Raw genomic sequence first — 25,691 nt, forward strand, 5'->3', positions numbered from 1 at the left:
AGCCTCGCGCGGGATTTGCTTATCCGCTTGTTGACAATGTGTTTTCGGCCGACATTTGCGAATGCGGCGCGGCAGTCGTTGAAATTCGAACCAGATGCGAGGGCGGCAGATGACGACGACCGACGGGGAAGACCGCATTCGCAGGCGTCCCGATGACGAGGAAGCCGATATCTACGACGAGGACGGCAATGTCCGCGGCGATTTCCTGGCGCTTGTCGGCGCCGCAATCGCCGACCGCGACACGCTGTTCCTGCGCCAGAACGTTGCCCGCCTGCATGAATCCGAAATAGGCGACCTGCTGGAGGCGATCCAGCCGGATCAGCGCCTGGCGCTGGTGCGCCTGCTAGGCGACGATTTCGACATGACGGCGCTGACCGAGGTCGACGAGGCGATCCGCCGCGAAATCGTCGACCAGATGCCGAACGCGCAGATCGCCGCTGCGATCGGCGAGCTCGATTCGGACGATGCCGTCTACATTCTCGAAGACCTCGACAAGGAGGACCGGGAAGAGATCCTCGCCCAGCTGCCGTTCACCGAGCGGGTGCGGCTGCGCCGAGCGCTCGACTATCCCGAAAGCTCGGCCGGGCGCCGCATGCAGACGGAATTCGTCGCCGTGCCGCCGTTCTGGACGGTCGGCCAGACAATCGACTACATGCGCGACGAAGAGGATCTGCCCTATTCCTTCTCGCAGATCTTCGTCATCGATCCGACCTTCAAGCTGCTCGGCGCCGTCGATCTGGACCAGATTCTGCGCACCAAGCGGCAGACGAAGATCGAGCAGATCATGCGTGAGACCAACCATCCGGTTCCGGCCGAGATGGACCAGGAGGAGGCGGCCCAGCTCTTCGAGCAGTACGACCTTCTCTCGGCCGCCGTCGTCGACGAAAACGGCCGGCTGGTCGGCGTGCTGACCATCGACGACGTCGTCGACGTCATCCACGAGGAGGCGGACGAGGACATCAAGCGCCTCGGCGGCGTCGGCGACGAAGAGCTGTCCGACAATGTGCTTTCGACGGTGCGTTCGCGCTTCCTGTGGCTTTTGATCAATCTCGGCACGGCGATGCTGTCGGCAAGCGTCATCGGCCTTTTCGACGCCTCGATCGAGAAGATGATCGCGCTTGCGGTGCTGATGCCGATCGTCGCCTCGATGGGCGGCAATGCCGGTACACAGACGATGACGGTGACGGTGCGCGCGCTCGCCACCCGCGATCTCGATATTTACAATGCCGGTCGCATCATCCGTAGGGAGGCGGGAGTCGGCGTCCTCAACGGCATCGTCTTCGCCTCGATCATGGGCATGATCGCCGGCACGTGGTTTCACGACTACCAGCTGGGCGGGGTGATTGCGGCGGCGATGGTCATCAATCTGATGGCGGCAGCCCTTGCCGGCATCCTGCTGCCGCTGCTGCTCGACAAGATGGGGGCCGACCCGGCAATCGCCTCTTCCGTCTTCGTCACGACGGTGACGGACTGTACCGGCTTCTTCGCCTTTCTTGGTATCGCCACATGGTGGTTCGGCATCTGAACCGCCCAAAAAATTGACTATTACGTAAAAGTCAATATTATCGTCTGTCCGACGACGGGGAACACATGCCGGTGAACAAATATTATAGCATAACGGAACTGACGCGCGAATTCGGGGTCTCGACGCGCACGCTCCGCTTCTACGAGGACGAGGGACTGATCCATCCGGAGCGGCGCGGGCGCACCCGTCTGTTCCGGCAAGCCGACCGGCGGCTCATCGGGGAAATCCTGCGCGGGCGGCGCATCGGCTTCACCATCGCGGAGATCCGCGAGATCATCCAGGTCTACAAGGAGCCGCCGGGCGAACTCGGCCAGTTGAAACTCCTGATGAAGCGTGTCGACGAGAAGCGCGACGACCTGCGCCAGAAGCGCAAGGATATCGACGATACGCTGGCAGAACTCGACGCCATCGAAGAGACCTGCCTCGGCCGCCTCGCCGAAATCGGCGTCACCACCTGAAAAGCGGCTAATGGTTGCCGGCTTTTATTGCGCCTCGGCGCTGCATTCGGCAGCGATCGTTTGAACCCGCTCGTCGTTCTGTATGTCGATCGCGCCCTCCTGCAGCGGCGTGAACAGGGCTTGCGCCTGCAATTTCCCCAGCGTGCACTGGCAGAAGCTGTGGCAGAGCGCTTCGCCTTGCTGCATGACGCAAGAGGCGTTGCATTGCCTTAGGTAAGTTGCGACCGGATCCGGCGCCTGCGGCGGGACGACGAGAGAAATCCCATAGGCGATGGCGATCAACACCGGCTGGTGGATGAGATAGAAGGCAAGGCTGTGGCGGCCGAGCCTTGCCGGCCACCAGGAGCCGGTGCCGACGGCGGCAAGCCGGTGCAGCAGCCTGGTTCTGATAGCGATCGAGGCGATACTCAATCCAGCGAAGAACGGCGTTGCCCAGGGAAACAGCGGCACATAGTCGTTGGACCGTTCCGGCGCCACGGCAAGGCCGATCCAGGCGAGATATCGCGGATCGAAGAAGGATGAACGAAGCAGGCCGGGCGGCCCGAAATAATCGGTGATCCAGGCGGCAAGGAGCGCGAGCGTGGCGATGAGCGTGAAGGCGAGCGGCAGTCTCAAGAAAACGACGCCGATGAGCGTGAGCACCGCAATACAATGCAGGATACCGAAATAGATCCACTCGTTCGGCATCGCGATGCGCGTGGCGATCGAGATCACCGCGGCTGCCGCAGCGATCATGCCGAAGCGCTTCCAGAAGGAGGGCCAGCGAATCTCAGGCCTGCTCGACAGCACCAGGCTGATGCCGACGATGAAGAGAAAGGTCGTGGCGATCGCCCGGGCATAGATCTTCAGCCAACCGGTCTCGGCCGTGCCTGGCGCGAGATAGCCCATGAACTCCATGTCCCAGCTGAAATGGTAGCTCGCCATGGCGATCAGCGCGACGCCGCGCGCCGTATCCAATAGACCGATGCGCGGCGGTTTTGCCGCCGCATCGGCTTCCCTTGCCGGCAATGTCATCAAAGTCCCTCGGACAAATCATTTCCGTCGCTCGACGGCCTATCGCGGCGAATAGCAGAAAGGTGGAGATTTGATGGCGGGCCGGTATCCATGATCGCCAGTCGCGCTTGCGAGAAAAATTGGCGGCGTGTCAGCACGAAGATGACGATCGCCGTCGTCAGCATGAAGACATAAGGGTTGATGAACCAGCCGAGATAGCCGATCGACAGGAAGATCGCCCTGAGGCCCTCGTTGAAATTGCTGCCGGCAATGACGTTCATGCGGATGACGCGTTCGGCGGCCCGCTCGGCGGCGATGATGTCGCGCTCGGTGTCGCGCATCATCGGGATCGAGCCGAAGAGGATGGTGCAGTAGTTGAACAGCCGATAGGACCAGCCGAATTTGAAGAAGGCGTAGCCGAAAAGCGCTGCCAGCCCGCCGACCTTCATCTCGAAGACGGCATGGCCGCCATGGAAGACGAAGGGCAGGTCGGCGAAGACGGCGTCGACCTTCTCCGTCGCGCCGAGCAAAGCAAAGCAGCTGCCGATCGCGAAGATCGAAGTCGAAGCGAAGAAGGCGGTGCCGTTCTGCAGGCCGGCCATGATCTGCGTGTCGATCATCTTCAGGTCGCGGCGCAGCGAATTGTAAATCCACTCCCGGCGCCGTTCGGTCATCGCATGGGTCAGGCTGGTGCGCCCGAAGAAGGTACGGCCATGCAGCAGCCAGGAATAGCCCATCCAGACAAAGGCAAAGAAAGCCAGAGCGATATAATCCGCCGTCGTCATCAGTGATTCAGTCTCCGCATGAACGCGACCACTATGCCGCAAGTCGGATTATGCCGCATGGCCGAGTTCGGCGGCTTTACGCGGGCTTTCGGCCATGCGGCAGTTCGGCATAATCGAGCCGTCGGGAAACGACAAGGCTTGGTGGATAGCCGACCGGCATCTTCTGGGACTAACGACAGCAATGCGGTCATCCGTCAGCTTGCGTATTCGGGGCGGCAATCCAAAGAAGAAGAAAAAAGACGGCGCTACCCCTCCAGCGCCTCAATCATCCCCACCCGCGTCGCATGCCGGCCGCCCTCGAAACGAGCTGTCAGGAACGCATCCACGACATCGAGCGCCAGCCCTTCGCCGACCACGCGCACGCCAATCGAAAGCATGTTGGCATCGTTGTGCTGGCGGATCATCCGGGCCGAGAATGGGTCTGCGCACACGCCACAACGGATGCCCTTTACCTTGTTCGCCGCCATCATGATGCCCTGGCCGGTGCCGCATAGAATGATGCCAAACCGGCAATCGCCGGAGGCAACGAGACGGGCCGCCGCTTCGCCGTGCTGAGGATAGTGTGTGCTCTCCGGCGTTGTCGGTCCGATATCGACCGCTATCCAGCCTTGCGCCGCGATATGACCGGCAATGGCCTGCCGGAGCTGAATGGCGGCGTGGTCGCTGGAGAGGGCGATGCGGTTGGTGGCTGGCATGGAGAAGTGGTCCCGTTTTCCAAAGCAATTTTTCGTTCTGACGATGCACGCTGGCGCGAGGCCAGTCTAGAGGCGCACCAGCAGGGCGCCGCGTTAACCGCTTTTAAAGTCGTGATGGCCAATTCTTCAGGACTGAACCTGAACTCCGAATTCAAAAGTGACCCATGAGTCGGCCGGATTACATCCCGAGTCTTGATGGCCTGCGCGGTGTCGCTGCGCTTCTGGTCGTTGGAGCCCATGTTGGCCTTATTTTTCCGATCACAGCTCCGCATCTCGTGACGATGGGCGACGAAGCTGTCGGTTTGTTTTTTGCTCTCAGCGGCTTCCTGATGGCGCATCTCTACGGCTCACGGCCGGTCACGAGAGAAAATGTGCTGGATTTTCTTGTGAGCCGCTTTGCCCGCATCTATCCGGTTTACCTGACGGCCGTCGTTCTCGTAGCGATGCTGTCGAGTATGCAAAATCTGGATTTTGTTCAGCCGATCGCTGGCGGCACGGATTTTGTGCGCCATGTCTTTCTGCTCGGCTCGAGTGGTGTTTTCTGGTCGATACCACCCGAGATCCAGTTCTATCTGCTCTTTCCCGTCCTGTGGCTTTGCTTGGCCCAGCCACACCGCTATAGCGGCATGATTGTGGGCCTCACCGTGGCCGTCGTCGTCGATGGCCTGGTTGAATTGCCAGGCCCGGGAATAGTGCTCGTCTCCAAGCTTCCCTACTTTCTTTTCGGCGCAGTGGCCGGAATCATGCATTCCCACTGGAATAGCTGGGTTCCATCTGTCCTCACAGGTATTTCAACGCTTTTCCTTCTGGCGGTGTTTTTCACTTACCGGCATATCTTACCCGGCTTTTCCCCTGAATTCTGGAGCCTGCAAAGTGCGGTGGCCGCAGCCGTTATTGTCGGGCTCGTCGCTCGACAGCCTCCCATCGCAGCCCGTGTCCTGGCAGCTGCACCAGTACGGTTTTTCGGAAAGATCAGTTTTTCACTTTACCTTTTCCATGTCCCCATCATGTTCCTGGCGCGTCTGACCTTTGATGCCTTGATGCCGGAACCGGCGCTCATCGCGGTGACGCTTTGCGTTGCGGTCATCGGGGCATGGTTCACCCACGAGACAATAGAGGTTCCAGGCCGGCGGCTGCTGGTCCTGATATGGCAGGATAATCGCTGGCGTCTGGTTTCGCGCGAAACTCCGGCCAACCAAATGGACCGCGCAATTCTCGATCTGCAGGAGATCGAAAAGCGGATGCTGAGCGACGTAACGTCAGCCACGGCCGATCAACGGCAAATCTCTGCGACGGCCGAGCCCAGGGATGGAGCAGACGGCACGGTCATTCAAGATGATCGCGACGAGAAGCTTCGCGCATAGCTCAGCTAAGTTCTTGGGCGAGTCCGATGAGAAGCCCTCCAGGCCCGCGGATGTAGCAGAGCCGATAGGTGTCTTGATAGTCCACGACTTCGCCGACGAGCAGCGCGCCGCGCTTGCGGAGCCTCTCAACCGTCTCGTCGATGTCATCAAGGGCGAACATGACGCGGAGGTAGCCTAGGGCGTTCACCGGGGCATTGCGGTGATCCGCGACAGCAGGCGGCGTGAGGAAGCGGGAGAGCTCAAGCCGGCTATGGCCATCAGGCGTGCGCATCATGGCAATCTCGACATGCTGATTGCCCAGTCCAGTGACACGTCCGGCCCATTCTCCTTCGATCGTGGCCCGCCCTTCGAGCTCGAGGCCGAGGTCACGAAAGAAATCAATCGTCTCTTCGAGGTCATCGACGACGATTCCCACGTTGTCCATCCGTTTGAGCGCCATGTGTCCAATCTCCCAATCTACAAGGTGTCGTCTAGCATCGACGTCAGCAGGACATTGGGAGTTGGTGCAGACTGTCAAGATAAGGCTACCAGTTCTTCCTCCGCATAGGCTTCATTGAATGCAGCAATGATTGGCAAGGCGGGCTGCTTGGTTTAGCGCATGACCGCGAAAATCGGATTCGATTTTCGGGAAGGATTATGCGCACACTCAAAGTGCCTGCGCGTCCTATTGGACACGCGGCGCTCCAGTGTGCAGCCGGAATGTCGCACCGGCTCCATGCGATGTCGGTGTGCTGCACGGATTCGAAACCGACCTCGCTTAAGCTTGCATCCTCGTATTCAGAAGGCGCACCCATGTTTCTCTCGGTATTCGATGTCTTCAAGATCGGTGTCGGGCCGTCGAGCTCACATACGATGGGTCCGATGTCGGCGGCCAACCGGTTTCTCGAGCTGATCCTCTCGAACGAATGGCCGCGTCCGTCATCGGGCGCTCAGGTCACAGCCATCAAGGTCAGCCTGCACGGCTCGCTCGCCCATACCGGGATCGGCCACGGCACTGGCAGGGCTGTCATTCTCGGGCTGATGGGCGAAGCGCCCGACAGCGTCGATCCCGACAGAATGGACAGCATCGTCGACGCCGTGGAGCGCACCGGCCGCATCACGCCGGCGGGCCATCCCGGCTATCAGTTCCAGCCGAAAACCGACCTGATCTTCGACAAAAAACAGCCGCTGCCCGGCCATGCCAACGGCATGGTCTTTTCTGCCTATGACAGGGACGGCCGGCTTCTCGTCAAGCGCATCTATTATTCGGTCGGCGGCGGCTTCGTCGTCACCGACACCGAGCTGGAGCAGATGCGGGCGAAGAAGAACGCGCCCGGCGGCACGCGTGTGCCCTATCCCTTCTCCACCGCCAAGCAGATGCTCGATATGGCGGAGCGCTCAGGGTTGTCGATCGCCCAGATGAAGCGGGCGAACGAGGAGAGCCAGCGCAGCCAAGAGGAGCTCGACCAGGGGCTTGACCGTATCTGGGAGGCAATGCGCTCCTGCATCGAGCGCGGCCTCAAGGTCGAGGGCATCATGCCGGGCGGCCTCAACGTCAAGCGTCGCGCCCGCAGGATTCACGACAAGCTGGAGGAGGAGTGGCGCAGCAACCGCATCAACCCGCTGCTCGCCAATGACTGGCTGAGCGTCTATGCGATGGCCGTCAACGAGGAGAATGCAGCCGGCGGGCGCGTCGTCACGGCGCCGACCAACGGGGCAGCCGGCGTCATTCCGGCGACGATCCGCTACTACGAGCATTTCCACGAGGACTGGGACCAGAACGGCATCCGCGACTATCTGCTGACGGCCGCTGCCATCGGCGGCATCATCAAGCACAATGCCTCGATCTCGGGCGCCGAGGTCGGCTGTCAGGGCGAAGTCGGCTCGGCGGCGGCGATGGCTGCAGCGGGGCTTGCGGCCGTCATGGGCGGCACGCCGGCGCAGATCGAAAACGCCGCTGAGATCGCGCTCGAACATCATCTCGGCATGACCTGCGATCCGATCGCCGGCCTCGTGCAGGTTCCCTGCATCGAGCGCAACGCACTCGGCGCGGTCAAGGCCGTCACGGCGGCCTCGCTTGCCATCAAGGGCGACGGCCAGCATTTCGTGCCGCTCGATGCCTGTATCGAGACGATGCGCCAGACCGGCCACGACATGAGCGAGAAATACAAGGAAACCTCGACCGGGGGACTCGCCGTCAACGTCGTCGAATGCTGAGTTTGTGGATGCCGGATGCTTGGTGCTTGACGCTCGCTGCCAAAAGGATTTCAACGGCAGCATGGCATTGCATCTCATCAAACTCTGTGTCGGCGCCGACTCGATAGACGATCTGCGCGAATGGGTGGCGGAACGCTCGCTGCGCGCCATAGCCGCCGGGCTCGAGCCGCATTCGGTGCATACGACGCGCATGGCGCCGAAGCGTATGGAGGAGTTGCTAGACGGCGGCTCGCTCTACTGGGTGATCAAGGGGCAGGTGCAGGCGAGGCAGAAGCTGCTCGACATCGAGACCTTCACCGACGGCGAGGGGATTTCACGCTGCCGCCTGATGCTCGGCCCGGAGGTCATCGAGACGGCTGTGCAGCCGAAGCGTCCCTTCCAGGGCTGGCGTTATTACACTGAGGATGACGTGCCGCGCGACCTGACAAGCCTTGGCGCCGGCATTGCCGAAATGCCCGCGGATCTGCGCCGCGAGCTTACGGACCTTGGTCTGCTCTAATCCCCGAAAATCGGAGCCTACTTCCGGAAAGTTTCATGCGTGGATTGAATGTCTCCGCGCGCCTGAAATGACGCGCGGTACCTTGCAGTTCACCGCAGGCGCAGTTGCACCGGCGCGCTGCCGTCCGGCGAGGTCACATGCAGATGGATGCGGGCTTCAGGCTGGGAATAGCGCCAGGCGCGTGCACCATGGCACAGCAGCAGATTGATGAGATCCCGGGTCTTCGGAGACTTCGCCTTCGGCCGCTGCAGGCCGATCTCGGCGAGGCGCAAAGCAGCCTCATGCAGCGGATGGAGGGATGAGCGCCCTTTAGCCGCCATGCGGCGGTCGGCTGGCACTCCTGGAAAATTCTCATTGATCGCCATTGTTTTCCCCGTACGCAATACTGATCGAGTTCAAGAACGGTGGCCGGAAACGCAAACACCGATTCCGGCCGTCACCAATGCCGCCGGCCATCTTGCAGGCAGCATCGAATAGCTCATTGGGCCGCTGCCCAGCACTTGATGCCGGCCTTCTTCAAGGCCTTGCAGGCGTTGACGGCATCGCGCTGATCGTCGAAGCCGCCAAAGCGGGCGCGGTAAAGCTGGTCACCACCAGCGGCATAGGCGACCGCGAAGGGCTTTGCCGAGGCCAGCGCCTTGCCGCCCTTGCTCCTGGCGCTTTCCAGAAGGTCCATGGCCATTTGCCGGCTCGGCGAGACGCCGACCTGCACGACCCAGCCGGTCGGTCCATTGCTGGTTGAAGCAGCACGAGTCGGGGAGAGAGTGGTCGAGGCGGTGGTGACCTCATCGACCGACGTATCGCCCTGTTCCGGCGGCATGTAGGCGGGTGCCGGCGTCGGCACGGCGACCGATGCCTGCTGCTTGAAGGCCATGGTCTTGACTTTGGTCGGCGCGGGCATCGGCTGCGCCACCAGCGGATTGTCGGATTTAGACTGAGCGGTCTCGGCATAGGCGACTTCGGTCTCGGCGACCTGGTAGCGCGCATCCGGCAGCGGGCCTTTGTGCGGCAGGCTGAGATCGGCAGCGGCGGCCGAAACGGGCGGCTGCGCTGCGGTGATGGTCTTCGCCATTTGCTGAGCCTTCTTGGGCTGGACCGGAGCCGGCGTCACGATCATCGCCGGGGCAGGGGCTGCCTGGGCGATCAGCGCCGACGATCCGCCACGGCTCGATGCCTTCGGCAGGTAGCTGGCGATCAGATTGCGCATCTGGGCATCGCGGGCAGGTGTCGAGGCGCCGCCCATCACGACGCCGACGATTGATTTGCCATCGACCTGCACCGAGCTTACCAGATTGAAACCCGCAGCCCGCGTGTAACCGGTCTTGATGCCGTCGACGCCGCGCACCGAACCGACCAGGCGGTTGTGGCTGCGGATCGTGCGGCTGCCGAACTTGAAGGCGCGGGTGGAGAAATAGCCGTAATATTGCGGAAAGTGCTGGCGAAGGGCGATGCCGAGGCGGGCCTGATCGCGCGCCGTCGTCATCTGCGCCGTATTCGGCAGACCGTTGGCATTGCGATAAGTGGTGCGCGTCATGCCGAGCGCATGCGCCTTGGCGGTCATCAACTGGGCGAAGCGATCCTCGCTGCCGCCGAGCATTTCGCCGAGTGCGGTTGCGGCATCATTGGCCGACAGGGTGACGAGACCGAGAATGCCTTGTTCGACGGTGATCGTACCGCCGGCGCGCACGCCGAGCTTGGTCGGCGCCTGGGCTGACGCATGGGCGGAGAAGGGAACCGGCGTATCGAGGCGGATGCGACCCTGCTCCAATGCCTCGAAGGTCATGTAGAGGGTCATCATCTTGGTCAGGGAGGCGGGGTATTGCAGCCGGTCGGCGTTCTCACTGTAGAGAACGTTGCCGGTCTTGGCGTCGACGACGATGCCTGCATATTTCGGATTTGCCGCTTCCGCGTCGGCATTCACCGAATCGACCATGACGATCGTGACGGCCACCGAAAGGATCGCCAGCAGCCTTGCGAAAAAACTGCCGGATCGGGACGATGATACGGAGGAGACTGACCTTGACACTATTCCACTCTTCGCTTGCATTTCAGATATTTGGCACTTCAGATTTTGGCAGGAACCGCACACCTCCCGCCGCACAGATCGTCTTCTAAAATTACCGGTTGGGCGTTACCAATCCGTTTATGATGAATCGTTTATTTCGCTGTCCGGAGAGCATTTTAGGGACTTGTCGCAGAACGGTTCACAAGACGCGCGTCTACAAAGGTGCGGATAGCGGCATCAATATGTTCCCAGTCGTCGAGATGGCTGCTTGAGAAGCGGTAGAGAACGCTGAGATCCCGACCGACTTTGATATCGCGCTGACAATCTCCGCCCGCGGCCTTATCCGGGGCTGACGGCAAGATGCAGCGCACGACGTAATCCGGCCCGCCCTTGACGGGCGCCGTCAGTAGCACCTCGTCGCCGTAACCCGCATCGGCGCGAAGACGATGCAGCGTCAGCCCGTCGCGGAAGGGCTCCGCAGGTCCTTCGAGCAGATGCGAATAGATCGGTTCCAGCCGCCCGGACATGTCGCGCGACATGGTGCTCTGGGTGATCTGCAGGAAGATCAGCCCGGAGGATTGAGCAATATCGTCGAATCGAAGGTGATTTTCCTTGCCGTAACCCTGCATCTCAGGCCAGGCGAGGTAGAGATCGACGCGCTCGGCGGCGCCTTCATGCCTTTGGCTCGGGAAACGGATGGCATTCTCGGGGAATTTTACGGTGTCGCGGCCGATGGCGAGCTGGATTTCAGCCGTGCTGTCGGTGTTGCCGGCAAGCGAGATATGCCGGCCGAACCAACGGCCGCCGATGCTGATGGCAACGGTCAGCACCGCCAGGACTGAGATCACCGCCATCGTGCGCAGGAGAAACCCCATGGAAAGAAGCGGCTGCTCGTCGGGTGCACTGTGCGCGGCATGGCTCATGGCGGTTCTTCGGGTTTCGGTCCGCCGCAGGAAGAACATGAGCCGCCGGTGCCGATGATGAATCTCATCACCATGATCGGACCGACAGGGTTAATAATTCGCTAATGCGCTGGTGGGGAAGCCTTTAAAAGGGGCGAGCCGTTCCCGGGACAGCGGGAACGGCTCTTGGGCACCGGTCGGGGACGGGATGCGGGGACTGACCGGGCCGCAGGCAGCAACCGGCAACGGCCGGCAGGCTGTTCTTACTTGACGCTACCGACCGCGACAGCGCGGCCGTCCTGAAGCTTCGACCAGCGGGCCGGATCGTCGGCGGACTGGCGCTTCAGATAGGTGTATTCGGTGTCCGACCACAGCAGCACCTTGTTGCGCATGTTGTCGAGGATGAAGTCGCCATGATCGGTACGAACAGTCAGCACGGCATGGCCTTCGCCATTCGGCTGCAGCACGACGGTGATCAGCGTGTCGGACGGCGAGAAACCGTCGTCGATCAGCATCTTGCGCTTCAGCAGGGCGTAATCCTCGCAGTCGCCGACGGTGCGCGGATAGGCCCAGCGCTCCTCGACCCCGTAGATCTGCTCATCCGTCATCGGCTGGATCGTCGAATTGACAGTGTAATTGACCTTGAGAATTTCCTTCCAGCGATCCTCAGTGAGAATGGCCGGTCCGGCATCGCCGCCGACTTCGACACATTCCGTCGGATTCGCCTTGCAGAATTCGTAGTGTCCGATCGGCGGGCTGGCATTGCCTGCCAGGGCCATGCTGGCGGGCATCGCCTGTCCCGAACCCGCCATTGCCATCAGGATGGCACCGGCCAGAAGGCCGCCTTTCAGGATATTTGCAGTTGTCATTGCCGTCTCCCCGTAAGTTGAGGTGACAATGGCACAGACGTTTTTATCTCACGCAAAATTACGCAATATAATTAAAGGCTTAGTTGATTCAAATGCCGATAAAACTTGGCTAAAAACAGATTCGAATGCGCATAAAATTCGATGCGGATTTGTCTCGAATTCGATTAAAATCTTAATTCACACAACAAGGCTTTCGCCCGCGAAAAGGTTGCGTTGCCGTCCTGATGTTAAGGATTTTCGTTGAGCCGGATAAATTCCGCCGGCCGAAAAGCGATTCTGGCGACGTGCGCGCGGCCATCGATGCCGCCGGAATTGGCCGATTCGGCCGGTTCGAAAGCAGAATATCGCTCAGATCGGCGATGTGGGCGGGAAAATTATTTTTGAGGAAAATCGCGAAATCGATCGGTGGCGGCGACGATCGCCGCGCTCATATCCGGATTTGCGGTGGAATGGGCAGCATGCGGAAGGATGCTGAGCTCGCTTTGCGGCCAGGCGCGGGCGAGTTCCCAAGCCGTGACGAGCGGCGCCTCGATGTCGAACCTTCCCTGCAGCAGGATACCGGGGATGCCGGTGAGCCGCGCGGCATTCTTCAAAAGCTGGCCGTCCTCCAGCCAGGCGCCATTGCTGAAGTAATGGGTGATGATGCGGGCGCGCGTCAGCATATAGGCCGGATCGGCCCAGCGGCGCGGCCGGCCTTGGGGATCGGCGAGCAGGATCGAGGCCGCCTCCCAATCATGCCAGTCGCGCGCCGCCTTGAGGCGCGTTTCCGGGTCCGGATCGTTGAGGAGACGATGATAGGCGGCAACCATGTCCTCGTCTCGTCCCTGGCTGCCTGGAGGAGCCGCCTGGCGGAAACGGTGCCATTCTTCCGGAAAGAGCGGTGCCATGCCGCGATAGAGCCAGTCGATTTCCGACCGCCGGGTGGTGGTCACGCCTGACAGGACGATCGCCGCGACGCGCTCCGGATGGGTTTCGGCATAGGCCAGCGCCAGCGTCGAACCCCAGGAATTGCCGAAAAGGAGCCAACTGTCGATGCCGAGATAGGCCCGCAGCCGCTCGATATCGGCAACGAGATGCCAAGTGGTATTGAGGGAGAGATCGATTTCAGGATCGGCTGCATTCGGCAGGCTGCGGCCGCAATTGCGCTGGTCGAACAAAATGATTCGATAGGCGTCGGGATCGAAATAGCGCCGCGCCGCAGTCGAACAGCCGGAACCAGGGCCGCCATGCAGCACCAGCGCCGGCCGCCCCGCCGGATTGCCGCAGGCTTCCCAATAGATCAGATTGCCGTCGCCCATATCGAGCTGACCATGATCATAGGGTTCGATTTCGGGATAAAGAGCTGACATGGACGCACCTGAGATCGAGGCGGGCCTTATCCATCATATCCGTGACAAAGGGAAGACGGGCGAGGGCAGGGCATTCCCGAACGCAAATCACTGCACAATTTTGCGCAACCTTATTGCGTGCCGATCAGTGTCGCAGCTTGTTCCACTCATAAATTATCTACCGCCTGGGTGGAACGACTTGCGACAGGATTTCGTGCTTACTTTCCAAAGCCAGGTTCGTTGCCGCTTGCAAAGCTCCTGCTGTGAAGTGCAGGCTTTTCAACACGACCTGACCGGGCGCGCACCGGACCTGGCAATCGCATTCGATGGAAGTCCGTCGAGAATTGCACCCCGCCACGGAATCCCCGGCAAGGCAGTGCCATTTTCCGCAGCTGTTAAAGGAATTCGCGCAACGTCTCGCGGGACTGGATCGACAGGAATTCGATCGCCACACCTTCGACGAAGTGGCGCACGACGCGACCGCGCATATTGCCGAGTCGCACGGCCGTTCCGATCGAGGGGCGCATCTCGACGTCGACGGCAGCGCCCGACAGCGAAAGGTCCATGATGCGGCAGGAATAACGCGTGCCGTCCTCAAGCGTCAGATCGGTCTTCGTGTCGCGTGGCGTCAGACGGTCGTGGCGGCGATCCTCGGGCAGGCCGAGTTCGTGCTTGTTGGCAAGCCAGGTGAGCTGGGCTGCGAGTTTCTCGCGCTTCCGGTCGGTGGCATTGATCGACATGGTGAAACCGCGGCCATCGATCGTCTGGACATAGCCTTCGACGCGGCCGAGATGGTCGATATAGGCGACGACGCGTTCGTTGGCGCGCGGCCGGCCGAGGCAGGTGACGTACATATCGCCAGGCGACATGTCGATCACCATGCATTCGAATTCCTCGTAGTTCGCAAGCATCAACCGGCCCTGCATGTTGATGGGCACGCGCTGAAAAACGCCCTGTTCAGGGCGCGGCGCAGGTCGTTGCGTCTGAGCTGGCTGGAACGAGTGCATCAAAGGGCTTCTTCATGAAAATCGCAGAGACCGATCTTTACCCACAATCCATTAACAGAAGGTTGTTTTGCCCGATCCCCATATAGCGGAAAACGAGTATGCCGGATGTGCCGAAATGGGATCGTCAGCGGGCCTCCGCGCTCAGCAGCTGTGACACCATGCGGCGCATGACTTGGCCGAAATGGATGCTTTTGCCAGCGACGATCCTATTGATGGGGCGCGGTTCGGTCGGTGCTGCCTTGTCGAATTTTTCGGGCAGCAGGCGGCTGCGGTCGAGCGCCAGGAATTCTAGCGGCACGATCTCCAGCCAGCTCGCGGCCGCTGCCGGCGCGATCGCGCCGAGCAGCCGGTCGCAGGCGCCGTCCGGCGAACGCAGCGGCATCATGATAATCTCGAAGGAGGCCTGATGACCGACGGTGCTGTAGCCGGTGGCGTTGAACAGGGCTGGCATCGCATGGTCCATGACGCCCATCGCCGTGCGTTCGATGTCCGCGAGCTGACCATTTGCCCAGAGAGATGAAAAACGTTCGCCGCGCAGGTCACGCCCGAAGAGATCACAGATGCGGGTGCCGGCGAGCCGGAAACCGATGTCTCCGCCCTCGCGCCTCTCAAGAATGAACAGACTCTGGAGCAGGTGGGGGACGGCGGAGGGTTCGACCTGTGATTTCAGCGGCGCATCGGCAGCGCCGCGGATACGGTTCCAGTAGTCAAAAATCTCGATGGTCGTTTGCACACGCATTTCACACCAACCTGTCCCATTCCGGAGCATTTTCGGGCAGTCATTGCCCTTACAGGCTCTACCTTGCGGATTTCATGCCAGATCGCGGCGGTTAAGGTTAAGAGATGGTTTCGGTTGAGATGCGATGCCCGTCGTGACACTGTCCTGCCATCGCTTCGACTTTCGAAGTTCAGCACAACCTGCCCGGGCCGAGGTCTTTTCCTGGAGCTCCCGGTACGCCGTCCGACCCTTCGGACGGCTTTTTTTTTGACAGTCGCTCCTGTATGGCTGTGGCCTCAACGAGGCAAAACACAGATGAATGAGCATACGGCCGAGCCGCATAAGGCGCCCGAACCTCCCGAGGTCCAGCCGCCGGCACGGCCACCGCGCGAACCGGTCTTCAACCTTCCGCCGGCACTGTTCTTCAGTCTTTGCCTGCTTGGTGTCATCTATGCGGTGCAGGAACTCCTGCTGTCCGACGATGCGATGAACTGGCTGTTCTTCACCTTCGGCTTCGTTCCCGCCCGCTATGTGATTCCGCTGTCGCAGCAGGGGCCGGAGCTGTTCTGGACGCCCGTCACCTATTCGCTGCTGCACGGCAGCGTCCAGCATATCCTCTTTAACGCCTTCTGGCTGATGGCCTTCGGCGCGCCGGTCGTGCGCCGCATCGGGACGCTGCGTTTCGTGTTCTTCTGGGTTTTTTCCGCCGTCGCGTCGGCCGCCCTGCACGCGGTGCTGAACTGGGGGGACGTGTCACTGTTGATCGGCGCGTCGGGCGTCATCTCCGGGCTGATGGGCGCCGCCTGCCGATTCGCCTTTCCGGCCGAACGGCGGCCGATGCTGCCTGCGCATCTCAATCCCCGGCTTTCCATCGTCGAGGCGCTGAAGAGCCGTACCGTCATCATCTTCATGCTGCTCTGGCTGGTCGGCAACGCGTTGATCGCCGTCGGCATCCCGCTCGTCGGCGACAGCGACCAGGCGATTGCCTGGGACGCGCATATCGGCGGCTTCGTCTTCGGTTTCCTGTTGTTTTCGCTGTTCGACCGGACGCCGCGCCCGCCGGTGATGGAACCTGCCGGATCCGAGAAGGATATGTTGCAATCTTGAGCCGGGCAGTGCACGATCGACCTATATCCGTGCCGGGGGGAGAAACCGCCGCGGATGCCTGTGACAAGTGTTTCACGGACATAGGAGGTTCGAATGACCAGTTCAGTCAAAGCAATCCTCGACCTGAAGGGCAGGGACGTCATCACTGCCGCGCCGAGCACCACCGTCGCCGAGGCGGCCGCCATCCTCAGCAAGAAGAAGATCGGCGCCATCGTCGTCGTCGGCATGGAGAACCGGATTTCGGGCATGTTCACCGAACGCGATCTCGTGCATGCGATCGCCAAACACGGCAAGGAAGGCCTCGACCAGCCGCTGGCCCAGGTCATGACCGCGAAGGTCTACCGCTGCCATGAGGAGACGACCGTCAACGAGCTGATGGAGCTGATGACCAGCCGACGTTTCCGTCACGTGCCGGTGGAAAGCAACGGCAAGCTTGCCGGCATCATCTCGATCGGCGACGTGGTGAAATCGCGCATCGCCGAAGTCGAGCGTGAGGCTGAAGAGATCAAGGCCTACATCGCCGGGTGAGGTTTTCGCCAGTCTCGCTAGACTAGTCGTCCCAAACCGCCACGCGCTTTTGGGCAACATGCATCAGGGGTTGCTTGCGTAGACTTCCTGCATGCGCTTGATCTCGGGGAGCCGGGCTCTGGCTTCCTCGTAGCCGCGTTCGATCGCCTCGCCAGCCCGGTGGAATTCGGAAAGGCCGATATAGCTGAGACGCGGCTGCAGCGAAATATCAGGCGGGTCGCCGGCAAGGCGGGCGCGGGCGATCCTATCCTGGATGATGTTGAAGGCCTGCACCATGACGCCGGTCATGCCGAGGCGCGCATAGGGCGCCTCTTCCTGCTTGTGCACCTCCTGCGGAGAGAGGCTGGCATTGTGCCGGACGACGGCCGAGCGGCCGTAGAGATCGTAATTGAGATTGACGGCGACGACGAGCGGCTGCTCGTAGGCGCGGCAGACGGAGACGGGGACCGGATTGACCAGCGCCCCGTCGACCAGCGTGCGGTGATTGCTGCGCACCGGCTCGAAGATGCCGGGCAGGGCATAGGAGGCGCGCAACGCCGTGATCAGCGAACCATTTGCGATCCAGACCTCATGGCCGGTATTGACCTCGGCCGCAACCGCGACGAACGGCCGGTCGAGATCCTCGACGTTCAGGCCTTCGAGATGTTCCTGCATGCGCTTGGTCAGCCGCATGCCGCCGAACAGGCCGCTGCCGCCGATGGTGAGATCGAGGAGACTTGCGATGCGGCGCATCGTCAATGAGCGCGCGAAGCTTTCGAGTTCATCGAGTTTGCCGGCAAGATAGCAGCCGCCGACCAGCGCGCCGATAGAGGTGCCGGCAATCATGCCGATCTCGACCTTTGCCTCATCGAGGGCGCGCAGCACGCCGATATGGGCCCAGCCGCGGGCAGCGCCGCCGCCGAGCGCCAGAGCGATCTTGATTTTCTTGACGGGCGGGGGAGGCGGGATCGTCTCCAGCGTAGTCGACATGCCGGAACCGGCACCTTCGCCTTCAGAGCTTTGACGATGCAAACTCCAGCTCAGCATGGCGTTCTCCCCTCCCAACACTTGGTTCCCGATAGTCTGCCCGATCAGTTTCCAAATGGTATATAGAGACGGTTTTTGGCGCAATAAGGGGCAAATGCCCGGGAGTGGGGCCTATTTTCCGTAAACGTCCGCGGGGTCGAATTGGCGCTCGTCATCGATGATATCAAGCATCGGCTTCCCGTCGCGAAGGGTGATCGTCCGGTAGAAGCAGGAGCGGCGGCCGGTGTGACAGGTGGCGTCGTGGCCGGCGACCTCGACCTTCAGCCAGATGGCGTCCTGGTCGCAATCGGTGCGGATTTCCTTCACCGTCTGGAGGTTGCCCGAGGTCTCGCCCTTCTTCCAGAGCTTGCCGCGCGAACGGCTGAAATAGTGTGCCGTGCCGGTCTGGATGGTCAGCGCCAGCGCCTGAGCATTCATATGCGCTACCATCAGCAACTCGCCGTCACCGGCATCGGTGACGATCGCGGTGATCAGGCCGCGGTCGTCAAAGCGCGGCGTGAAATCGCCGGCGTCTTCCAACGCCGACTTGTCCTCGGATGGTTGATTGAAGATCAGTTGACTCATCGCGGCCCTCCTGAGGGAGCCGGTATCAGCGGCTCCGCACCATGGTCATGAAACGGGCCTGATCGGCCGGCTCAGTCTTGAACGTTCCCGTAAACGTCGTCGTCAACGTGGTCGAGCCCTGCTTCTGAACGCCGCGCATCGCCATGCACATATGTTCGGCCTCGATCAACACGGCGACACCGCGCGGATTCAGCGTATCGTCGATGGCCCGGGCGATCTGCGCGGTCATCGTTTCCTGCGTCTGCAGGCGGCGGCCATAGATCTCGACGACACGGGCAAGCTTCGACAGGCCGAGCACACGTCCGTCCGGCATGTAGGCTATGTGGGCCTTGCCGATGATCGGCACCATGTGGTGTTCGCAATGCGAGTAGAACGGAATGTCCTTGACGAGGACCATGTCGTCGTAACCGGCGACCTCTTCGAAGGTGCGGCCGAGCACGTCTTCCGCCGCCATGTCGTAACCGGAAAAAAGCTCGCGGTACGATTTGACGACGCGGGCCGGCGTTTCCAGCAGTCCTTCGCGCGTCGGGTCGTCACCGGCCCAGCGCAACAGAACGCGAACGGCTTCCTCCGCCTCTTGCTGGGAAGGGCGATCCGAGTCGCGGTTCGACTGCGGAAAATTCTTTACGATGGCGTCCATGAACAATGGTCTCCTGGTCCGCACCGCGGACCCATCTGTCGGAATCGCCACTGGTCAATCCCATGCGGGAATTCATGCACCTTTGGCAGGCTCCGGGGCTTTCAGGGCAGCTTCAACGCCCGTCCGGCACGGTTTCCCAATCAAACTTACACCAGGCCATTGCATTTTCATGGCCTTCGAACGACATACATATAGGAAGACGGCCATCGTATGTAAGTATCCTCACACGACACGGTGTGTTTTTTGTTTTGACGACAATAGCGCCCCCACAGAGGCCGATCCGCAGCGATTTTGGAGCGGAAATCCAGCATGGACGATATCTACAACAGCAAAATCCTCGAATTCGCCGGCAATATTCCGCTGACCGGCACGCTTGATGATGCCGATGCGAGCGCCCAGGCCCATTCGAAGCTCTGCGGCTCGAAGGTGCGGATCTGGCTGAAGATGGATGGTGACACCGTGACCGGTTTTGCTCATGACGTGAAGGCCTGCGCACTCGGCCAAGCCTCGTCCTCGATCATGGCCCGCCATGTCGTCGGCGCCACATCGGACGAATTGCGGCGGGCCCGCCAGGACATGCTCGCCATGTTGAAGGCGGACGGGGCGGGGCCTCATGGACGATTCGAAGACATGCGCTATCTGCTGCCGGTGCGGGACTACAAGGCCCGCCATGCGTCGACTATGCTGACCTTCGATGCCGTCGTCGATGCGATCGGGCAGATCGAGGCGAAACGGGCGGAAGTTGTCGAGGCGTAACTGACATGTGCGAGTTCTGCGTTCGGCAGGCCGATGATGAGGACGACGGCGGTGCCGCCGGATCAGCAAAGCCGCGCGAAAAGGCCGCACGCACCTCCCGCAATTATACCGGTCCGTTCAGCAAGACTCCCGACCGTCTGCTCGGCATGGGGCTGATCCGCCTCTACCAGCTGACGCTTTCCGGCTTTGTCGGCAATTCCTGCCGCCATATCCCGACCTGCTCCGAATATGGCTACGAGTCGATCGCCCGGCACGGGCTTTGGGCCGGCGGCTGGATGACATTGTTTCGCGTCGGCCGCTGCGGCCCGGGCGGCACCAGCGGCCTCGACCAGGTGCCGGAGATGCTCGGCGACGGCTTCCGCTGGTGGACCCCGTGGCGCTATTTCGCCCTCGGGCGGAAGAAAGGGTGAGCGCCATGAGCACCTTCATCGCCCTGCTGCACAGCATTGTCCTGACGCCCGACCGCCGCGTCATCATGCAGGATTTGCGCGCACTTGCCGAAGAACTCGGTTATCGCGAGCCGCGCACGCTGGTTTCCACCGGCAATCTTGTCTTCGAGGCCGACGAGATGCGGCCGCACGAACTCGAGACCCAGCTGGAAGAGGCCTTTGAAGAAAAATTCGGCAGACATGTCGATATTATCGTGCGCAGCGACTGCACCTGGATGGCGCTTTGCAGCACCAATCCGTTCAAGGACGGTAACGGCGACCAGGTCATCGTCCGGGTGATGCGTCTGCCGGTCGATCCCAAGAAGGTAGAGGCGCTGAAACCGCTGATGACGGAGGGACAGCGCATCGCCGTCGTCGGCGGCGATCTCTGGATCGATTTCGCCGGCAAGCCGAGCCAATCCAAGCTGCTTTCGGCGCTGACGACCAAGCGGCTCGGTGTCGGTACGATGCGCAACTGGAACACCGTGCGCGGGCTGACTGAAATGATTATGTAACCCCCGCTTTTTCTTTACTCAGACAGGAAATCTGGCTATCAGGCGGCTGCGCATTCAGCTCCGCGGAGGCGCGTTCGTGGTCAACCACCCGCATTCGTTGGCGGGACTGGACAAGGAGAATTTCGATGTCCCAAGCTATTTCCCTGACATTTCCCGATGGTTCCGTGCGCGGCTATGATGCCGGCGCAACCGGCCGGGATGTCGCCGAATCCATTTCCAAGTCGCTCGCCAAGAAGGCGGTCGCCGTTGCGATCGACGGCACCGTGCGCGACCTTTCCGATCCCGTGACGACCGGCAGGATCGAGATCATCACCCGCAATGACGACCGCGCGCTGGAACTCATCCGCCATGACGCGGCGCATGTCATGGCCGAAGCGGTGCAGGAGCTCTGGCCCGGCACCCAGGTGACGATCGGCCCGGTCATCGAAAACGGCTTCTATTACGACTTCGCCAAGAACGAGCCCTTCACACTCGACGATCTGCCGAAGATCGAAAAGAAGATGAAGGAGATCATCGCCCGCAACGCCGCCTTCAGCAAGCAGGTCTGGTCGCGCGAGAAGGCGAAACAGGTCTTCGCCGACAAGGGCGAGCAGTACAAGGTCGAACTCGTCGATGCGATCCCGGAAGGGCAGGATCTCAAGATCTATTACCAGGGCGACTGGTTCGACCTCTGCCGCGGTCCGCACATGGCTTCGACCGGCCAGATCGGCAGCGCCTTCAAACTCTTGAAGGTGGCCGGCGCCTATTGGCGCGGCGACAGCAACAATCCGATGCTGAGCCGCATCTACGGCACGGCCTTCGCCGAGCAGTCGGAACTCGACAACTACCTGCATATGCTTGCCGAAGCCGAAAAGCGCGATCATCGCCGCCTCGGTCGCGAGATGGATCTCTTCCATTTCCAGGAAGAGGGCCCCGGCGTCGTCTTCTGGCACGGCAAGGGCTGGCGCGTATTCCAGACGCTGGTCGCCTATATGCGCCGCCGGCTTGCCGGCGACTATCAGGAAGTCAACGCGCCGCAGGTGCTCGACAAGTCGCTGTGGGAAACCTCCGGTCACTGGGGCTGGTACCGCGATAACATGTTCAAGGTGACGGTTGCCGGCGACGACACGGACGACGACCGCGTCTTCGCGCTGAAGCCGATGAACTGCCCCGGCCATATCCAGATCTTCAAGCACGGGCTGAAATCCTACCGCGAGTTGCCGATCCGGCTTGCCGAATTCGGCAATGTCCACCGCTACGAGCCTTCGGGCGCGCTGCACGGGCTGATGCGTGTGCGTGGCTTCACGCAGGACGATGCGCACATCTTCTGCACCGACGAGCAGATGGCCGCCGAATGCCTGAAGATCAACGACCTGATCCTTTCGGTCTATAAGGACTTCGGCTTCGACGAGGTCACCATCAAGCTCTCGACCCGGCCGGACAAGCGCGTCGGCTCGGACGATCTGTGGGACCGCGCCGAAAGCGTGATGATGGGCGTGCTGGAGACGATCCAGCAGCAGTCGAACGACATCAAGACCGGCATCCTGCCGGGCGAGGGCGCTTTCTACGGGCCGAAGTTCGAATATACGCTGAAGGATGCGATCGGCCGCGAATGGCAATGCGGCACGACGCAGGTCGACTTCAACCTGCCGGAACGCTTCGGTGCCTTCTACATCGACAGCAACTCGGAAAAGACGCAGCCGGTGATGATCCATCGCGCCATCTGCGGCTCGATGGAGCGTTTCCTCGGCATCCTGATCGAGAACTTCGCCGGCCACATGCCGCTTTGGGTATCGCCGCTGCAGGTGGTGGTCGCAACGATCACCTCGGAAGCCGACGCCTACGGGCTTGAGGTGGCCGAGGCGCTGCGCGAGGTCGGCCTCAACGTCGAGACCGACTTCCGCAACGAGAAGATCAACTACAAGGTCCGCGAGCATTCGGTCACCAAGGTTCCTGTCATCATCGTCTGCGGCAGGAAGGAGGCCGAGGAGCGCTCGGTCAACATCCGCCGCCTCGGCAGCCAGGACCAGGTTTCGATGGGGCTCGACGCCGCCGTCGAGAGCCTTGCTCTCGAAGCGACACCGCCTGACATCCGTCGCAAGGCCGAAGCAAAAAAGGCCAAGGCGGCCTGAACAAATGGTCGGTATCCGACAGTGCCGTACGCGGTGCTGTCGGAAGTCTGATCTAGAGCCGCAATGTTGCCGCCATGATCAGAGAACGGATCACCCCGAGCTGCAATGCTTCAGACAATTGCCGATGCCAGTGATGGAACGCGCGTCTGAAGGGTTCTCGATCTGCGCGTCTTCTCCAAACATCTCGGCCAAGCCGAAGCCGCTTGCGGTAAAATCAATCGAGGCTGGTATCGTCGCCGTCCTGCGGCACGAGCTGTTCGTAGGACGGCAGCGGCGCCACCGGGGCCGGCTGGACACCCGGCGGTGTCGGTGTGCCCACCGGCACCTGCTGTACCGTTCGGGCCGCGTCGCTGACCGGCGGCTGCGGCTGCTGGTCCTTCATCAGAACCTCGACATCGGTGTTCCTGCCGGCGACGACGGTGAAATCGCGCTGGTAGATCTTGTCCTTGTTGCGGGCGACGGCAGAATATCCGCCTTCGGCGAGAACCATGGTCGGGAAGGCGCTGACGCTTTCGCCGACACTGTCGCCGGCTGCCGTCAGGATCGACCATGCCGTATCGGCGATCGCCTCGCCGCCGGCATCGGAGACCAGTTTGAACGTGATCTGCGCGGCACGATGCTGGATCGTCGCCTCGGTCAGCTTGCCGGCCTCGACCTGGATGTCGGCGCGGATCACGGCATTGACGCTGCCATATTCGGAAACGATGTGATAGGTGCCGGCATTGAGGCGGACGACGGTATTCGGCGAGACATCGGCCACGACGAGGCCGCGCTCGCCATCGTCGCGCACTTCCGAGGAATAGATCGAGAAGCTCAACTGGTCGGGGCGAATGCGGGCGTCGGCGCCGGAGACGGCATTGAGCAGCAGGCCGCCGGCATCGAGTACCATCACCTGCTTGTCGACCTCGCCTTCAGCGGGCACGGTCAGTTTCTTGGTGACCCCGGCGCGGCCGAAGGAGACGTTGACGAAATAATCGCCGGGGGCGAGCTGGAAGGCGGCAGGCCCGCCCTTGGCGCTGGCGATCAGCGGCAGCTTGCCATCGGTTCCGGCGATCGGGCTGAAGACGTACCAGGAAAGGCCCTCCTCAACCGGCGTGCCGTCGGCCGTCAGCTTGGCTTCCATCGAGACGTCGCGCAGCTTGACCCCTTCGGGCACCGTGCCGGGCGCGATGAAGGCATCGAGCTTCGGCATCTTCGGCGTCGATTCAAGCTGTTTGAATTCCTTGAAGGCATCCTGAGCGCCGGCGCCGAGGGGCATCAATACCATCAGGGCAATGGCAAGGCCGATGCGTGCAAAAGGCAAAATGCCAAACATCTGTTTCGTGAACCGATTGACTTCTGAAATCGCAAAGGTCACTTCAAGACCAACGCGATGGCAAATTCAAGACCCACCCTTTGCAGCAGCATAAAAATGAGAGCTTCTCCCGTATGAAATCCGATATCAAGCTGATCGACTACCTCGCCGTGCGCCGCTCCATCCCCGCTTTCCAGATGTGTGAACCAGGCCCCGAGAAGGCCGAGATCGAGGAGATCCTGCGTCTTGCCTCGCGTGTTCCCGATCACGGCAAGATTGCGCCCTGGCGCTTCATCGTCTATCGCGGAGAGCAGCGCGTGCGTCTCGGCGAGGAGCTTCTGGCGCTGGCGCTTCAGACAAAGCCCGATCTTTCCGAAGAGATGATCCAGGTCGAGCGTAGTCGTTTTACCCGCGCGCCCGTGGTCGTCGCCGTCGTCAGCAAGGCGGGGCCGCATATCAAGATCCCGGAATGGGAGCAGTTGATGTCGGCGGGCGCGCTTTGCTTCAACGTCATCCTCGCCGCCAACGCCAACGGTTATGTCGCCAACTGGCTGACGGAATGGTTCGCCTATGACGAGCGCGCCCATCCGCTGCTCGGTGTCGGGCCTGATGAAAAAGTGGCGGGCTTCATCCATATCGGCTCGACGACATTTCCGGCGGTCGAGCGGCCGCGGCCGGAGCTTGCCGATACCGTGACCTGGGTCGGCGGAGACGACTGATGTTCTACACCACCGACAGCAACCGGCACGGGCTCGCGCATGATCCGTTCAAGGCGATCGTGTCGCCCCGCCCGATCGGCTGGATCGGCAGCAAGGGCAGGGATGGCTCGATCAATCTGGCGCCCTATTCCTTCTTCAATGCCGTTGCCGACCGGCCGAAGCTGGTGATGTTTTCTTCGGCCGGGCGCAAGCACAGCCAGCGCAACGCGGCCGAGACCGGCGTCTTCACCTGCAATTTCGTCAGCCGCGATCTCGCCGAGAAGATGAACCTCTCCTCGGCGGCGCTGCCTTATGGCGACAGCGAATTCGACTTCGCCGGCCTGACGGCGAAGCCGGCCGAACTGATCGACGCGCCCTATGTCGGCGAGGCTTTCGCGGTGCTCGAATGCAGGGTGACCGAGATCATCGAGCCGAAGACGCTGTCGGGCGAACCGTCCGAAAACGTCCTCGTCCTCGGCGAAGTGGTCGGCATCCGTATCGATGAAGCGATCGTCAGGGACGGCCGTCTCGACATGTCGATCGCTCGACCTTTGGCCCGCATGGGCTACATGGATTACAGCGAAGGCAGCGATGTTTTCGAGATGGTCCGGCCGCAACTGCCACCAATTGAAGGCTAACTGCAAGGCGTCCAAAGGCTTAAGAAACATGGTGAACCAATC

28 protein-coding genes are annotated in these 25,691 nt (G+C 61.4%); 13 read left to right on the plus strand and 15 right to left on the minus strand.

The window, feature by feature from the left end; genetic code table 11:
• Nucleotides 1-109 precede the first annotated feature (109 nt).
• Complete coding sequence (gene mgtE, locus OLZ32_RS02490) at nt 110-1,525, plus strand: magnesium transporter (protein ID WP_017988428.1); 1,416 nt, start codon at nt 110-112, stop codon at nt 1,523-1,525.
• Between the two features lie 65 nt (nt 1,526-1,590).
• Nucleotides 1,591-1,983, plus strand: a complete 393-nt coding sequence (locus OLZ32_RS02495) for a MerR family transcriptional regulator (protein ID WP_011652104.1) — start codon at nt 1,591-1,593, stop codon at nt 1,981-1,983.
• Nucleotides 1,984-2,007: 24 nt separating this feature from the next.
• On the opposite strand, the gene OLZ32_RS02500 is transcribed toward OLZ32_RS02495, so the two are convergent.
• The 3 genes from OLZ32_RS02500 to rpiB all read right to left on the minus strand — a co-directional run bounded on the left by OLZ32_RS02500 (nt 2,008) and on the right by rpiB (nt 4,456).
• The gene (locus tag OLZ32_RS02500; RefSeq protein WP_003539917.1) at nt 2,008-2,997 is read right to left on the minus strand and encodes a heparan-alpha-glucosaminide N-acetyltransferase; all 990 of its coding nucleotides are present in this window, start codon (nt 2,995-2,997) and stop codon (nt 2,008-2,010) included.
• A complete protein-coding gene (locus OLZ32_RS02505) occupies nt 2,997-3,761 on the minus strand; it encodes a DUF599 domain-containing protein (protein WP_003539916.1) in 765 nt (254 codons plus the stop codon). The genes OLZ32_RS02500 and OLZ32_RS02505 overlap by 1 nt, the downstream gene beginning before the upstream one ends.
• A gap of 245 nt (nt 3,762-4,006) precedes the next feature.
• Nucleotides 4,007-4,456, minus strand: a complete 450-nt coding sequence (gene rpiB, locus OLZ32_RS02510; protein WP_003539915.1) for a ribose 5-phosphate isomerase B — start codon at nt 4,454-4,456, stop codon at nt 4,007-4,009.
• Between the two features lie 164 nt (nt 4,457-4,620).
• Between rpiB and OLZ32_RS02515 the strand changes: the two genes are divergently transcribed.
• Complete coding sequence (locus OLZ32_RS02515) at nt 4,621-5,820, plus strand: acyltransferase family protein (protein WP_264395460.1); 1,200 nt, start codon at nt 4,621-4,623, stop codon at nt 5,818-5,820.
• 1 nt (nt 5,821) lies between these two features.
• Here the strand turns inward: OLZ32_RS02515 and OLZ32_RS02520 are convergent, their stop codons facing one another.
• Complete coding sequence (locus OLZ32_RS02520) at nt 5,822-6,259, minus strand: VOC family protein (RefSeq protein ID WP_264395461.1); 438 nt, start codon at nt 6,257-6,259, stop codon at nt 5,822-5,824.
• 353 nt (nt 6,260-6,612) lie between these two features.
• On the opposite strand from OLZ32_RS02520, the gene OLZ32_RS02525 reads away from it, so the two are divergent.
• Nucleotides 6,613-8,016: an L-serine ammonia-lyase gene (locus tag OLZ32_RS02525; protein ID WP_017988424.1), complete on the plus strand. Its 1,404-nt coding sequence runs from the start codon at nt 6,613-6,615 to the stop codon at nt 8,014-8,016.
• 61 nt (nt 8,017-8,077) lie between these two features.
• Nucleotides 8,078-8,515 (plus strand): DUF1489 family protein, encoded by a 438-nt coding sequence (locus OLZ32_RS02530; protein ID WP_003559632.1) that lies wholly within the window; start codon nt 8,078-8,080, stop codon nt 8,513-8,515.
• Nucleotides 8,516-8,604: 89 nt separating this feature from the next.
• Here the strand turns inward: OLZ32_RS02530 and OLZ32_RS02535 are convergent, their stop codons facing one another.
• The 7 genes from OLZ32_RS02535 to OLZ32_RS02565 form a co-directional block, all read right to left on the minus strand.
• The gene (locus OLZ32_RS02535; protein ID WP_003559631.1) at nt 8,605-8,880 is read right to left on the minus strand and encodes a hypothetical protein; all 276 of its coding nucleotides are present in this window, start codon (nt 8,878-8,880) and stop codon (nt 8,605-8,607) included.
• 113 nt (nt 8,881-8,993) lie between these two features.
• On the minus strand, nt 8,994-10,562 hold the full coding sequence (locus tag OLZ32_RS02540; protein ID WP_264395464.1) for a serine hydrolase: 1,569 nt from the start codon (nt 10,560-10,562) through the stop codon (nt 8,994-8,996).
• Between the two features lie 134 nt (nt 10,563-10,696).
• Complete coding sequence (locus OLZ32_RS02545) at nt 10,697-11,482, minus strand: hypothetical protein (RefSeq protein ID WP_264395465.1); 786 nt, start codon at nt 11,480-11,482, stop codon at nt 10,697-10,699.
• Nucleotides 11,483-11,685: 203 nt separating this feature from the next.
• Nucleotides 11,686-12,291, minus strand: a complete 606-nt coding sequence (locus OLZ32_RS02550) for a transglutaminase-like cysteine peptidase (RefSeq protein WP_062944314.1) — start codon at nt 12,289-12,291, stop codon at nt 11,686-11,688.
• Nucleotides 12,292-12,665: 374 nt separating this feature from the next.
• Complete coding sequence (gene pip / locus OLZ32_RS02555; RefSeq protein ID WP_264395466.1) at nt 12,666-13,640, minus strand: prolyl aminopeptidase; 975 nt, start codon at nt 13,638-13,640, stop codon at nt 12,666-12,668.
• Nucleotides 13,641-14,014: 374 nt separating this feature from the next.
• On the minus strand, nt 14,015-14,626 hold the full coding sequence (locus OLZ32_RS02560) for a PilZ domain-containing protein (RefSeq protein ID WP_017988419.1): 612 nt from the start codon (nt 14,624-14,626) through the stop codon (nt 14,015-14,017).
• A gap of 124 nt (nt 14,627-14,750) precedes the next feature.
• Nucleotides 14,751-15,395 (minus strand): PAS domain-containing protein, encoded by a 645-nt coding sequence (locus OLZ32_RS02565; protein ID WP_017988418.1) that lies wholly within the window; start codon nt 15,393-15,395, stop codon nt 14,751-14,753.
• Nucleotides 15,396-15,659: 264 nt separating this feature from the next.
• Between OLZ32_RS02565 and OLZ32_RS02570 the strand changes: the two genes are divergently transcribed.
• Nucleotides 15,660-16,451 carry a rhomboid family intramembrane serine protease gene (locus OLZ32_RS02570; protein ID WP_003539884.1) on the plus strand — a complete coding sequence of 264 codons (792 nt, stop codon included), beginning with the start codon at nt 15,660-15,662 and terminating at the stop codon, nt 16,449-16,451.
• 93 nt (nt 16,452-16,544) lie between these two features.
• A complete protein-coding gene (locus OLZ32_RS02575) occupies nt 16,545-16,979 on the plus strand; it encodes a CBS domain-containing protein (protein ID WP_003539882.1) in 435 nt (144 codons plus the stop codon).
• Nucleotides 16,980-17,042: 63 nt separating this feature from the next.
• Here the strand turns inward: OLZ32_RS02575 and OLZ32_RS02580 are convergent, their stop codons facing one another.
• The 3 genes from OLZ32_RS02580 to folE form a co-directional block, all read right to left on the minus strand.
• The gene (locus tag OLZ32_RS02580; RefSeq protein ID WP_003539880.1) at nt 17,043-18,005 is read right to left on the minus strand and encodes a patatin-like phospholipase family protein; all 963 of its coding nucleotides are present in this window, start codon (nt 18,003-18,005) and stop codon (nt 17,043-17,045) included.
• A 111-nt stretch (nt 18,006-18,116) separates the two neighbouring features.
• A complete protein-coding gene (gene hisI / locus OLZ32_RS02585; protein ID WP_003539878.1) occupies nt 18,117-18,569 on the minus strand; it encodes a phosphoribosyl-AMP cyclohydrolase in 453 nt (150 codons plus the stop codon).
• Nucleotides 18,570-18,594: 25 nt separating this feature from the next.
• Nucleotides 18,595-19,209 (minus strand): GTP cyclohydrolase I FolE, encoded by a 615-nt coding sequence (gene folE / locus OLZ32_RS02590; RefSeq protein WP_003539876.1) that lies wholly within the window; start codon nt 19,207-19,209, stop codon nt 18,595-18,597.
• A gap of 309 nt (nt 19,210-19,518) precedes the next feature.
• Here folE and OLZ32_RS02595 point away from each other — a divergent pair, with 309 nt between their 5' ends.
• The 4 genes from OLZ32_RS02595 to thrS all read left to right on the plus strand — a co-directional run bounded on the left by OLZ32_RS02595 (nt 19,519) and on the right by thrS (nt 23,019).
• A complete protein-coding gene (locus OLZ32_RS02595) occupies nt 19,519-19,965 on the plus strand; it encodes an iron-sulfur cluster assembly scaffold protein (protein WP_003539874.1) in 447 nt (148 codons plus the stop codon).
• Between the two features lie 5 nt (nt 19,966-19,970).
• Nucleotides 19,971-20,375, plus strand: coding sequence for a membrane protein insertion efficiency factor YidD (gene yidD / locus OLZ32_RS02600; RefSeq protein ID WP_017988417.1), 405 nt, complete (start codon nt 19,971-19,973; stop codon nt 20,373-20,375).
• Nucleotides 20,376-20,380: 5 nt separating this feature from the next.
• Nucleotides 20,381-20,908, plus strand: a complete 528-nt coding sequence (locus tag OLZ32_RS02605; protein WP_003539870.1) for a DUF1697 domain-containing protein — start codon at nt 20,381-20,383, stop codon at nt 20,906-20,908.
• A 125-nt stretch (nt 20,909-21,033) separates the two neighbouring features.
• Nucleotides 21,034-23,019, plus strand: coding sequence for a threonine--tRNA ligase (gene thrS, locus OLZ32_RS02610; RefSeq protein WP_264395467.1), 1,986 nt, complete (start codon nt 21,034-21,036; stop codon nt 23,017-23,019).
• 214 nt (nt 23,020-23,233) lie between these two features.
• Here thrS and OLZ32_RS02615 read toward each other — a convergent pair whose 3' ends face one another.
• Nucleotides 23,234-24,334: a hypothetical protein gene (locus tag OLZ32_RS02615; protein WP_264395468.1), complete on the minus strand. Its 1,101-nt coding sequence runs from the start codon at nt 24,332-24,334 to the stop codon at nt 23,234-23,236.
• Nucleotides 24,335-24,447: 113 nt separating this feature from the next.
• Here OLZ32_RS02615 and OLZ32_RS02620 point away from each other — a divergent pair, with 113 nt between their 5' ends.
• Together OLZ32_RS02620 and OLZ32_RS02625 are read left to right on the plus strand one after the other, a co-directional pair.
• Entirely contained in the window at nt 24,448-25,032 is a 585-nt protein-coding gene (locus OLZ32_RS02620) for a nitroreductase family protein (protein WP_264395469.1), read from the plus strand.
• Complete coding sequence (locus OLZ32_RS02625) at nt 25,032-25,649, plus strand: flavin reductase family protein (RefSeq protein WP_264395470.1); 618 nt, start codon at nt 25,032-25,034, stop codon at nt 25,647-25,649. Before OLZ32_RS02620 ends, OLZ32_RS02625 begins: the two co-directional genes overlap by 1 nt.
• Nucleotides 25,650-25,691: the final 42 nt, after the last annotated feature.

It is taken from the genome of Rhizobium acaciae (assembly GCF_025941625.1).
In the GTDB taxonomy this organism is placed as follows: domain Bacteria; phylum Pseudomonadota; class Alphaproteobacteria; order Rhizobiales; family Rhizobiaceae; genus Rhizobium; species Rhizobium acaciae.